We start from the raw sequence: 13,121 nt of genomic DNA on the forward strand, positions 1-13,121 counted from the left end.
TTTGTTTTTATCATAGAAATCTTTTGAGAGAAAAGAAAGTTACATCCACTGACAACTCTTTACTCACTGCCATTCCTAACGAAGAACCAAATACCACTCAATATTCCACACGCATTCTACTTTTCCACAATCCGCTTTATCAGCAGGCAATAAATTAAATTAGCGGATTAATAAAAGCGAGGACAAATTGGCTAAGAGCGATACCAAAGAAACGCCGTTAATGCAGCAATACAACGCCATAAAGGCGAAATATCCCGGTGCATTATTGCTTTTTCGTGTGGGTGATTTTTATGAGACCTTTGGAGCCGATGCCATCAAGGCTTCGGGTATTTTGGGTATTACGCTTACCCGCCGCGCCAATGGTGCTGCATCGCATATAGAGCTGGCCGGTTTTCCGCACCACTCGCTTGAAACTTACTTGCCCAAGCTGGTTCGCGCAGGACAGCGCGTGGCTATTTGTGATCAGTTAGAAGATCCAAAATCTGTTAAAGGCATTGTTAAACGCGGTGTTACCGAACTGGTTACCCCCGGCGTGGCGGTTAGCGATAATATCCTGCAGCAGAAGAGCAACAACTACCTTGCTTCGTTATACTTCGAAAAAAACACCATCGGTATTGCGCTGATAGACATTTCTACAGGGGAATTTTTAACCGCCCAGGGTAACAGCAATTACATTGATAAATTGTTGCAAAGCTATTCGCCGAGCGAAGTGATATTCCCCAAAAGCCGTAAAGGGGATTTCAACGGTTATTTCGGCGACCGCTTTTACACTTACATGCTGGATGAGTGGCCTTACAGCGGCGATTATGCCAATGAAACCTTGCTCAAACACTTTGGTGTAAAATCACTTAAAGGGTTCGGAATCGACAAGCTGGGTTTAGGCATTGTTGCTGCCGGTGTGGCGCTGCATTACCTTAACGAAACTGAGCATCGCAACCTGCAGCACATATCAGCCATCAGCCGTATCGAGGAAGACCGTTATTTATGGTTGGATAGGTTCAGTATCCGCAACCTTGAACTGGTGGGTTCTGCAAATGAGAACGCTACAACCTTGGTTGATGTATTGGATAACACCTGTTCGCCTATGGGCGCACGCATGTTGCGCAGGTGGATTGTGATGCCCCTTAAGGAAATAAAGCCGATACAAGACAGACTGGGCGTTGTAGAATACCTGATTGCTGAAGAAGAACTGCGCGAAGAACTGCAAAATCAGATCCGCCAGATCGGTGATCTGGAAAGGCTGATCTCAAAGATCGGTTTGCAAAAGGCCAATCCACGCGAGGTTTGCCAGCTTAAAAAGGCATTACTGGCAATTGAAAGCATTAAGAAAACGGCAGAATCATCATTAAGTGAGCCGCTCAAAGCAATAGGCGACCAGCTGAATCCATGCACGTCGATTTGTGAGAAAATAGCGCGCGAACTGCACCCCGAACCACCGGTAATGATGGTAAAGGGCATGGTGATGAATGACGGCATCAGTGAAGAACTGGACCGTTTGCGTAAGATCGCTTTTGGGGGTAAGGGATATTTACTGGAGATACAAAAACGCGAGGCAGAGGCAACCGGCATCCCATCACTCAAGGTATCGTTCAATAATGTGTTTGGCTATTACCTTGAGGTTACCCACAGTCATCGCGATAAGGTGCCTGCGGATTGGATCCGTAAGCAAACGCTGGTCAACGCCGAGCGTTACATTACGCCGGAATTAAAGGAATACGAAGAACAAATATTAGGTGCCGAAGAGAAGATCCTGGCTTTGGAAACCAAGCTGTATAACGATCTGCTTTATACGCTTGCCGAATACATCAAACCTATACAACTTAACGCCTCATTGATTGCCCGTTTGGATGTATTACTGAACTTTGCCACCATCTCCATCAAAAATTACTACGTTAAACCAAACGTGAACGATAGCCGTGTGCTGGATATTAAAGGCGGCCGCCACCCGGTAATAGAAAAGAATTTGCCTTTGGGCGAGGAATATATCACTAATGATGTTTTCCTTGATTCAGAATCGCAGCAGATCATCATTATCACGGGCCCTAACATGGCGGGTAAGTCGGCATTGTTAAGGCAAACCGGCCTTATTGTGCTTATGGCGCAAATGGGTTGCTTTGTGCCGGCTAAGGCTGCATCGGTTGGTTTGGTTGATAAAATATTTACCCGCGTGGGTGCATCGGATAACCTTTCATCAGGCGAATCAACCTTTATGGTGGAAATGAATGAAACGGCCAGCATCCTCAACAACTTAAGCGACAGGAGCTTGATCCTTTTGGATGAGATAGGCAGGGGTACTTCAACATACGATGGTATTTCCATTGCATGGGCCATTGCCGAGTTCTTACATAATCATCCCGCTGCAAAAGCAAAAACACTTTTTGCTACGCACTACCACGAGTTAAACGAGCTGAGCAACAGCTTCAATCGCATTAAAAATTATAACGTTTCGGTAAAGGAAGTTGGACAGCAGATCATCTTCTTGCGTAAACTGGTACCTGGCGGCAGTGAGCACAGTTTCGGTATCCACGTGGCCAAACTTGCAGGTATGCCACAGAAAGTATTAAGTCGCGCCAATGAGATATTGAAGAAGCTGGAGAACGAGCGTACCGGCGGCGAGCACATTAAAGAAAGCATTCGTAAAGTGCAAAAGCAGGCCGTGCAAATGCAAATGTTCTCGATAGATGACCCGGTATTGGTAAAGATCCGTGATACGCTGAACAACCTCGATGTAAATACCCTAACCCCGGTTGAAGCGTTGATGAAGCTTGATGAGATACAACGGTTGATAAAGAGTTAGATAGCTGCATGATGCTTTACCAGCGACGTGATTATGAAATAATTCGTAGCTTTAAAATCTTAACCACCAATTATGAATAAACAATCACGTATACACAAACTTATCAGTCGTGCAGCTATACTTGCATTGGCTGTGTTTTCTTTGCTACAAAGCGCATCTGCGCAGGAGATGAAAAAAGATCCTGACGTTATTGGTCGCTGGGATATCACCATGGAGAAAGATGGCAAATCACAACCATCATGGTTAGAGGTTCAAAAATCAGGTACGCATACACTTATCGGTCGCTTTACTTACGCTTTCGGCAGCGCCAGGCCAATATCTGAGGTGAAATTGGCAAATGGCAAATACAGCTTTTCCATCCCGCCGCAGTGGGAGCCGGGAGACCGCAATATGGATTTTGAGTTCGAGGCTGCCGGTAATTCTATAAAAGGTACCATGATTTACACCGATGGCAAAAGCTACAGCTTTACAGGCGTACGTGCACCTGCCATGCTGCCAACCAAGGCACCGGTTTGGGGCAAACCCATAAAGGTGTTCAATGGTAAAAATACAAAGGGTTGGCATACTGATGGCAGGCCAAACCAATGGATAGTAGAGAATGGCATCCTCCGCAGTAAAAAATCGGGGGCCAACCTGATAACCGATCAAAAGTTCAAGGATTTTAAACTACACATTGAGTTCCGTTACGAGAAAGGAAGTAACAGCGGTGTTTACTTGCGCGGACGTTACGAAACACAGGTAATAGACACCAAAACCGGCGAGCCTGAGCCACTGATGAATCAATTTAGCTCTATCTACGGCTTTATGCAGCCAAACCGGATGATGGCTAAAAACGCTGGCGAATGGCAGTCGTACGACATTACTTTGGTTGGCCGTGTGGTTACCATTGTAGCTAACGGACAAGAAGTAATTTGCCGGCAGGTTATCCCAGGCATTACCGGCGGCGCGCTTGACAGCAACGAAGGCGACCCAGGCCCACTTCTACTACAAGGCGACCATGGCCCAATCGATTACAGGAATATTGTGATAACACCGGCTAAGTAATTAATTACTTTTTTTATAATAGAACAGGCCTTGCAAACTGCAAGGCCTCTTCTATGAGTATATGTCATTGCGAGCGATAGTGTGGCAATCTCATAGAAGAGAAATAACGTGCTCTAATCACACCAGTCATCACTCAGATCTTTCCAATTAGGGTTATCGTTACCGACCAAGGCAATTTTCTTTTTTCTTGATCCGGCTTTTATTTGTTTTTTTCTTGCAATCGCATCATCAATCCATTGAAAAGTTTCAAAGTATACTAATTTATTGCACTGATATTTTGCGCTAAAACCAGCATTGGTTTTCAACTTATGTTCTAATACACGATTTTTAGATTACTTGTAACGCCAGTATACAAAACATTATTAGACGTATTAGTAACTATATAAAAGCAATACTGGTTAATATATACGTTGCAACTTGTCCTTTAAGGTTGCCGCGCTATCGCTCACAATGACAAACTCTGATATATTCATTTTGACAACGCTTTCTCCAATTAACTAATCTCCCATATCCAATACATCACTTCACTACCTCAACCCATTTGCCCTGTATCAGTGCATTTATGTTGTGGTCATACATCGCCTCGGTGTATGCTGCGGGCAGGTAATATTTACCTGCGTAAGCAGCATTAAGCATTACGTAGTAACCCACTTCCTTATCTTCTGGGAGGCTAAAATAAGTGTTTACCCTGTCATCACGGATGTCGCGGTAATCTGATGGCGAGGATTTAAACGATTCGTCATTATTGAGCATACGGCTGTTCAATATCTCCCAGCCTGATGGGAATATCTGCGTAAGCGCCATGTTATCGTAACGGCCACGTTTGCCCGGATTTTTGATGGTCACCTGCGCAACAAAATCAGTCCCTTGTTTCAAAGAGGTTGGGTCAATGAGTTTACCTGCTAAAGAGAAGTAGGCCACTTTCATATCCAGCACATCAGGATTTACGTAAGTTTTTACATCCTGGCCGGATGACGGCTGCCCTTGCTGTATAAGCCTTATATAAAGCCGGTTATTGCCGGTATTCTTTAATGAGAATTTACCACCGTTCGCTGCAAGATCCTGCTGCCATATGTAAGATTTAGCATTGACATTTCCTTTACTATTACCCGCATCATAATTGAATTGCACCTTGCCGCCATTTTTGTTAACGCCGCAGTACTGCGCTATAGCAATAAGCGAATAGGCAGTGGTTTGGGTGCTATACCAGCTATCTTGTGATAGTTTGGCTGCTACCGTCCGTACCAAACCCGCTGCGCGTTGCTGCTGCCCAAGCAGGGTAAGGGTTTCTAATATCATAGCCTCATCGCGCAGGTCGCTGCCGTAGGTGCCGTACATACTGTTATATGGTTTAACGGTAGTTGGCAGCCTGGCTATCAGCCGTAAGGCAACCTCCGGCTGGCCAGCCAGTTTGTAAGCTGCCGCGAGCCTCCAGCGGCCTTCAGGACTTAGGTAATTGTATTCCCTTAATCGGTTCATGGCGCCTAACTCCGGCGAGCCCGCTAAAGCCAGCAGGTATAGTCGGTAGGCTTGCACCAAGTCGGTGTAATAGTAACCGCCATGTATATTGTTATTTGGGTTTGGCGACCAGTCAACTGCTTTTTGTTTTTGGTAGCGTTTCCAGTCGTCCAGCATACCCGATGGCAGACTGTATCCTTTGGTTTGGGCCAGTATCAGGAAGTGGCCGGCATAATTTGTTCCCCATTCATCGGCATTGCCGCCATCAGGCCAGTAGCTTAAACCACCACCCGCGACGCGGAAGCCATTTAACCGAGCAATAGTAGATTTAATGTTACGCTCCGTTTCCGCTTTTTGGCGAGGCGTAAGATCAAGCAAGTCATTTAGATACAACTGCGGGAAACCTGATGAAGTTGTTTGCTCAACACAACCATGCGGATAGGTGATGAGGTAGTTAAGGCGTTTAGCCAGGTTAAGTGATGGTATGCTCGATACCTCCAAAGTGGCCTTATTGGTGCCATTGATACCGATAGCATTATAGATGGCACCGTAAGCAGCACCCGGTGTAAGTTCCTTTTCAAAAATACGCGTTACCGGCGGGTTTGGGTTTCGTACGTTCAACTCCACATCGTATGCGGCAGTTTCTCCGCCTGCTTTCGCAATTATCTTCACCCTGCCAACACCAACAAAATCTTTAACGTCGAGATCAAATGTTACCAGTTGGTCGCCGGGTTTGGCAAATCTTACCGTTTTAATGTTATTACCGGCTAAGTTGCTGAATGCGTTGGATTGTACCTGAACGGTAACCGTTTTAATATTGGTCTCCATCGCAAAGACAGTAACCGGCAATTGTATCTTTTCTGACGGACCCAACACACGCGGAAGCGTTGCCAGTATCATCAGCGGTTTTTTAACGGCTACCGCTTTTTCTGCAGAGCCATAAGCACCGCCATGGCCGGCAATAACCATTGCTTTAACCGACCCTACATATTGCGGCAGCGTAAATTTAGTAGTTTGTTTATCGCCCGCCCCTAAATGGAATGGCCCCAGGAATTTTACAACCGGTTTAAACCGGTTTACCGTAACATCCTTTTTAACGCCGTTTGTACCATCACCACCAATACTTAAAATACGCTCCAAACCGCCGCCAAAGGCACCAATAACGTAATCAAACAGGTCCCAGGTTTTAACGCCTAAAGCTTCACGCGCGTAGAATGCTTCATGTGGGTCGGGGGTTTTGTAATTAGTGATGTCGAGCAAACCTTCATCAACAATAGCGATTGTGTAGGTCATTTCCTTACCATTTGCTTCCGATACTGTAATGGTAGACGGTGTTTCCGGCCGTATCTTATCAGGCATGCTGATTACAGGTTTCAGTACGGTTGTAGGGTCATCAACCACCAATGGGATCGCACCGTACATACGGATAGGCAAGTCGTTAACAGTTTGCGCATGGCGCTGCAGCAATGTAACGTTAACGAATACGTTTGGCGCCATGGTTTCGTCTATCTTAAAGCTATACCGGGTTTCGCCTTTTTTGGTATCTATCCAGGTTGTTTTAAGCACCTTGCTGCCATTTTCAAAACTAATTAAAGCCCTGCCGTCGCCACCTGTAGGTATAGTGAGGGTAGCCTCTTCGCCCACTTTATAGTTTGGCTTATCTGAAGTGAACGATAGCATTGCCGCCTCGGTAGGGTCGGTGTTTTGCAAACGTTCAGACCAGTTTGGCCAGTCTGCATAGATGATCTTGCCGGTTGAGTGACCAGTCTGAGGATCTTTAATACGGATGAGGTAACGGCCCCAATCAGCTTTATTGATCCGTAGGTTCCATTTACCTCTGCCGTTGTTTAACTGTACATTATCTGTTTTAACAAGCTTGTTATAACGGTCTTGTGTAAAGTTGCTCAGTTCGTTACCGTTTTCGTCCCACCACCAGCGCCATTGTATCTTGTATAGTTCAACGTCAACATTGCGGCTGCCTGCTAATGGCGAACCGTTCACATCAACATCAGCTATGTCTATCTGGTGGTCTTTATCGGTTACCAGCATCCCGCTTAGGTCGGTGCCTTTAGGCGTCTTTATACCCACGTAGCCGCTGTACACGTTGTAAGGCATGGTGGCTTGCTGTATGCTGAAGTTACCGCCAGCCTCAAAAACTTTCACCACAAAATTCGCGCGCAATTGGCCGGGAGCTTGCTTCTCAACATTAATGTCCGGATTTACCTGCGCTACGCCGTTCTCGTTAAGCTTACCATCAAAAACCGTTTGAGTTTGGGTGTTGAACGCCAGTGTGGGATCATCAAAGTTGTAATCTTCAAACCCTTTAAAGTTTGTTTTTTGGGATGACAGGAATGCATCAACCTTAGCTTTAAGGTTTTGCGCGGCACCACCAAAAAGCCATTGAGCGCTTAGCGTACCGTTAATACCATCGTTCTTAGTTAGCTCTTTAACATTGCCAAAGTCCAGCTTTATCTTAAGCCTGTTAGGCATGATGGTTTCTACCTTAATGTTCTTTTGGAAAGATGCGCCGCCCACTTTTACCACAGCGTTCCAATTACCGGTAAGCGAGCTGGTTTCAGTAGCAGTATGAAAACTGTAAAAACCATCCACAGAACTGGTACGGGTTATTTTCTTGTAGAGTTGCCCGCTCGGGTTGTACAACTCAAACTCCACAGGATGGTCTGCAGGCAGGGTTTTAAGTTTATCTTCCAGGATAAAGGATACAAAGATTGAATCGCCGGGACGCCAAACGCCGCGTTCGCCGTAGATAAACCCTTTAAGGCCATTCTGTACCTGTTCGCCACCTACGTTGAAACGGGAGAGTGGGAGAGAGCTTCCGTCGTCAAGCTTTAGATAACCGCGTTCGTTACCCTTTTTGGCAACCAGCAGGTATGGTTTACGCTTAAGGTCGAAAGTGGCCATGCCATCGCCGTCTGATTTTGATTTAAGGATAAGTTGTCTTTGGTAATCCAGCAGTTCCAGATCAACGCCACTCATTGGTTCGGCACTCAGGATGTTGGTTACCGCAACCGTCATGGTGTTATCGTTCCCGCGCTTGGCTATCAAACCAATATTGGATGCAATGATATTACGCGTAGCCCAACGGTTTTTGGTGAAGTATGATTCGGTACATGGGTCGTCACGGTCTTCCCAGCTATAGCCTTCGGGGTAATAGTTATCATAGCGTTGCCAAAAATCGTCGTCCTCGTCATTTACCCGGCCTGTGTTGTTGCCGCCGTATTCGCCACCTTCATAGTCGTCTCCGTAACCGTTATCATTACTTTTAGCGACTACCTTTCCTGCGGCGCAGTTGTAAAGCGAATATTCCTTTCTAAAACCGATGATCACACGATAAATGGCCCCGGGTTCTGCACGCATCAGCTGGTCAACATCCAGCATAAAGCGGTTCTTTTTGGTAAGGTTAAGGCCTTTGTCTACATCAAGCCTGATGGTCTTTTGTACGATGGGTTTACCCACCTGCCTTAGCTCTACACCACCATCAAAGCCATTGCTTTGAAAGTACTGCGGAACGTTATTCTCGTAGATCTTAACAATGCTAACGTCAACTGCGTTCAGGTTCACCGCCTCAAAAGGCATCATTAACTTACCTGAGTCGGGGAGGATAACCCCTTTGCCGGGGATTATCACCTGCGGCAAACGATTCTCAAAGAACACGTTGGCCGTGTAAGCCTTTTTTATCTTTTGGTGATTAATGCTGTAAATGCCCTCGTTTACAAATACATTGTAGTTACCCTGCAAACGCTCGGGCGCATAAACCTTAACCACGCTGCCGTCAATAGTGTATGCGGCATCAGCTACATTGGTAATGCCTACAAGGCCATTCAATTCCTGGCCGACTAAAATTGGGTCAGAGAACTGCACGGATACATACTGGTCGTTATCCTGCACGGCACGCACTTCCAATACTTTAAAGTCGCCTTTGGCAGGTACCTCATAATCCAGCTTTCCTTTCTTGTCAATATCCAAAGCATCTCCATCCCAATTGAGTGCGAGGGGAATTGCACTTTCGGTACGTGTAATATTATCAACAGTAAATTGGTGTGATTTTGCCAAACCGTTGTGCTGCCAGCTGATTTTTGTAGCAGTTGGATAATTAACCTTTACCAGTTTCTCAACTTTGGCTGGGTCTTCTACGTCAGCAGTTTGTATGGTGCCTATCAGCTTCATCTTGTCGGTAGATGTAGATGTAGCAGAGCGAAGGCCAGCGAAAGAAATGGTAAAATCTGGCTTTACTGTTTGGAAGTTGAATTTGAAATGTTCAAAGCCGTTTTCAACTTTTACTACCTTACCTAACTCAAAATCAACTGCATAATCTTCGTTAGCGTCAAGTGCCTCGGCAGGCCTGAATTCGATGGTCCTGTCGTCTACCCAATAAGCTTTACCTTTTACAGATGGAGAAAAGTCAAAAATATCATTCTTAAGTTCTTCATTCTGCGCATGTGCTACCTGCACCTCGCCAGAAAGTTTTATGCGGATGGTGCTTTTTTTGGAGATAACGCCTGTGGTGTACGATTGTATATATTTGCTAAAAGCTGCATCAACCTTTTGATTTTGGTGCTTATGCCGACGCGCGAAAAAGATAACCAGTGCTATTAAAATTAGGGAAACTGCTATAATAACCTGCCCTCTGCGGGAGCTGACAAGTCTAACAAGGTTTTTCATATAGGGTAAGGTAAATTGCCATGAATTTAAAACTTTTAAGAGTTCAAAGCAATTTTAGCCGTATATTTTTGAAACAAATTTAATCCGCTAAAACATCATGGAAAACAATTTTAAGGCGCATATTTTACCAACCCTCACCGTGAATAATGCCTTGGTTGCAATAGCGTTTTACCAACAGGCATTTGGTGCAAAGGTATTAACCAGCAATACGGCAGAAGGCCACACGGTGGGTGTGTTGGCAGTAAATGAGGCACTGTTTGTTGTTGCGGATGAATCACCCAAAAACGGCGCGATAGGGCCTGATAAACAGACCGGCGTTAGCGTGAGGATCGGCTTAATGGTATTCGATCCTGATGCTGTAGCCAAACAAGCTGTTGACGCAGGTATAACTACAGTTTACCCGGTTGCTGATCAGGATTACGGATACCGGCTCGGGCATTTCATCGACCCATTTGGCCATCACTGGGAAATCGGTAAGCCGCTTTTTTAACCTTTGGTGTTTTCGCCTATTGCTGCCTTGTCTAAGCATTTTTGCAGGGCCTGCGCAAATTCCTGGTCATTTGGTGGCGCAAAAATAGTGTTGTGCTCACCGGGAATATCATGTACGTTAACTCCTTTGAGGGCATAGGGTTTCCAACCCAGGAACTCCGAATCTGCCATGTAGAATGTTTTTTTTCGCGCCCTGAAGAGTTCAATTGCAATGTTAACCGGTGTTAACAGATAGTTTTTTTGTGCAGTTAGGCTGCGCTCGTGAATATCATTTGTATAAGCATCAAAGCCTTTCTTATCCTGAGTTTTTGACGGAAATATTTTTTTCCACGCTTTGTCAATTCTTCTGCCGATCTCGCGGCTTTTATATTCGATCGTACGCTTAGGGTCTTCAAAAAACAGCACAGGTGTGTATGCTATTTGCTTTATCAGCAACCACGTATTATCAACAAAGCGCTTAAGTGGCGAATCAAGTTTTTGAGTTTGATCTGCATAAGTATCAAACATAGCCAGCATCCGCACATCCTTTCCCATAGCCAACATTTGTTTAGCCATCTCATATGCTATCAGCCCACCTAAAGAATAACCTGCAACTGCGTAGGGCCCAACAGGGTCATGGTTGATGATCTCGTCAACGTAATTGGCGGCTATCTCTTCCATAACATCCAGCGGCTCGTCAACACCGTTAAGCCCTTTAGCCTGCAAGCCGTAAACGGGTTGCTCTTCGTCCATGTTCATAGCCAGGGCGTTGAATAGTAACACATTCAGGCCCGCGCCGTGTACAATATAAAGCGGCATTTTGCTACCCTTCGGTTTAATTGGCACTAAAGATTCCCATGTAATGGCAGATGCGTCAATCTCCAATCTTGCGGCAAGTTTCTCTACCGTTGAGTATTCAAAAAGTGTTGCAAGCGGTAAACGTTTCCCTGTTTCTTTTTCAAGGCGAGCCATTATCTTAACAGCTATTAGCGAACGGCCGCCCAACTGGAAAAAATTATCAAACGCGCTCACTTTCTCCAAGCCCATCAACTCTTCCCATATATCGGCAACCAGTTTTTCGTTGCTGGTGCGTGGGGCAACATAATCTCCCTCTCGGGTTATCTGGCTGTAGTCAGGTTTGGGCAGCGCTTTGCGGTCTATTTTTCCGTTAGGGGTGGATGGGATGGTGTCTAACAATACGTAATCATCAGGTACCATATATTCAGGTAACACATCTAATAATGCTTTGTCCCAATTGTTTAGGGTTGCTTTATCAGGTGCGCCTGATCCTCCGGATTTTAATACGATGTAAGCAACCAGGCGCGGTATACCGGGTGTATCTTCGCGGGCTATCACGACAGCCTGCTTGATATCTTCCTGTTTGCCAAGGTTATGTTCAATTTCGCCAAGCTCAATTCGATAACCGCGAACTTTAACCTGGTGGTCTATGCGGCCAAGATAAACAATGTCGCCATCGGGTTTTATTTTGGCAAGGTCTCCGGTACGGTAAATTTTTTCACCCGGCGTAAAGGGGTTATCGATAAAGCGTTCGGCGTTCAGTTCCGGGCGGTTAAGATATCCCAAAGCTACACCAACGCCACCGATGTAGATCTCGCCGATCTCACCATCTACAAGATCATTTTTTTCTTCATCAAGGATGTAAACCTGCGTGTTATCAACCGGCCAGCCTATGGTAATGTCGTTAGCATCAGTGATATGCTTGATGATAGAGTAGATGGTGGTCTCGGTAGGGCCATACAAATTCCAAACCTCTTTACTGCGCGGGATCAACCGCTCGGCAAGGTCTTTTGCCAAAGCTTCGCCACCGGTAAATACCTTAAGCGGTAAGTATTCTTCCCAGCCTACCTCAAGCATCATGCGCCAGGTGTAGGGGGTTGCCTGTAATATAGTTATGCCTTGCGTGCGCACTATATCCAACAAGGCACGGCCATCTTTAGCAGTAATAGAATCAGCCAAAACGATCTCTGCACCAACAGAAAGCGGCAAATAAAGATCTATACCGGCGATATCAAAAGATATGGTAGCAACAGCGAGCATACGGTCTGTTGCAGTAATACCGGGCTGTTTTTGAAAGCTTAGCATTACATTCACCAAACTGTGATGGAATATCTGCACGCCTTTTGGCTTACCGGTAGAGCCTGATGTATAAAGTATATAAGCAAGGTCTTCGCCGCTTACCGTTCTTTCAGGTTCATTATCGGCGTAGTCTTCCGAAGCCTCAAGGGCATCTTCTATTAGCACTTCGCGGGTATTGGATGCAAAATGCCCACTATATTTTTGCGAAGTAAGTAAAATGCTCGCCGATGAATCGTCAAGCATAAATTCAATGCGGTCTTTTGGATATTCAGGGTCGAGGGGGACGTAAATACTGCCCGCTTTTAAAATGGCCAATAGTGATATCACCATCTCTGCAGACCTATCGAGCGCCAGGCCGATAACAATACCTTTGCCTGCGCCCTTATTGAGTAACTCGCGGGTTAGGCGGTTCACAATTTGGTTGAGCTCTTGATAAGTATAGCTAACCTGGTGAAAGGTTAGCGCAACATGATCAGGATAGCGGTTTACACTATCTGTAAAAAGATCAAAAAGTGCTTTTTCTTTCGGATAGGCGGTTGAAGTACTGTTTAAGTCTGCTCCCATATTTAGATAA

Annotated in this window: 6 protein-coding genes; 3 read left to right on the forward strand and 3 right to left on the reverse strand. The window is 45.5% G+C overall.

The features are described from left to right. The first annotated feature begins 187 nt into the window (after nt 1–187). Nucleotides 188–2,797 (forward strand): DNA mismatch repair protein MutS, encoded by a 2,610-nt coding sequence (gene mutS, locus INP83_RS13975; RefSeq protein ID WP_219124728.1) that lies wholly within the window; start codon nt 188–190, stop codon nt 2,795–2,797. 72 nt (nt 2,798–2,869) lie between these two features. Further along, nucleotides 2,870–3,841, forward strand: a complete 972-nt coding sequence (locus tag INP83_RS13980) for a DUF1080 domain-containing protein (protein WP_219124729.1) — start codon at nt 2,870–2,872, stop codon at nt 3,839–3,841. A 113-nt stretch (nt 3,842–3,954) separates the two neighbouring features. Here the strand turns inward: INP83_RS13980 and INP83_RS13985 are convergent, their stop codons facing one another. Together INP83_RS13985 and INP83_RS13990 are read right to left on the reverse strand one after the other, a co-directional pair. Further along, nucleotides 3,955–4,146: a hypothetical protein gene (locus INP83_RS13985; protein ID WP_255563159.1), complete on the reverse strand. Its 192-nt coding sequence runs from the start codon at nt 4,144–4,146 to the stop codon at nt 3,955–3,957. 214 nt (nt 4,147–4,360) lie between these two features. Then, nucleotides 4,361–9,982, reverse strand: coding sequence for an alpha-2-macroglobulin (locus tag INP83_RS13990; protein ID WP_219124730.1), 5,622 nt, complete (start codon nt 9,980–9,982; stop codon nt 4,361–4,363). A gap of 97 nt (nt 9,983–10,079) precedes the next feature. On the opposite strand from INP83_RS13990, the gene INP83_RS13995 reads away from it, so the two are divergent. Continuing rightward, the gene (locus INP83_RS13995) at nt 10,080–10,472 is read left to right on the forward strand and encodes a VOC family protein (protein WP_219124731.1); all 393 of its coding nucleotides are present in this window, start codon (nt 10,080–10,082) and stop codon (nt 10,470–10,472) included. Here INP83_RS13995 and INP83_RS14000 read toward each other — a convergent pair. Next, nucleotides 10,469–13,111 (reverse strand): amino acid adenylation domain-containing protein, encoded by a 2,643-nt coding sequence (locus INP83_RS14000; RefSeq protein ID WP_219124732.1) that lies wholly within the window; start codon nt 13,109–13,111, stop codon nt 10,469–10,471. The genes INP83_RS13995 and INP83_RS14000 overlap by 4 nt on opposite strands. Nucleotides 13,112–13,121 lie beyond the last annotated feature (10 nt).

This window comes from Mucilaginibacter sp. 21P, from assembly GCF_019331605.1.
In the GTDB taxonomy this organism is placed as follows: Bacteria; Bacteroidota; Bacteroidia; order Sphingobacteriales; family Sphingobacteriaceae; genus Mucilaginibacter; species Mucilaginibacter achroorhodeus.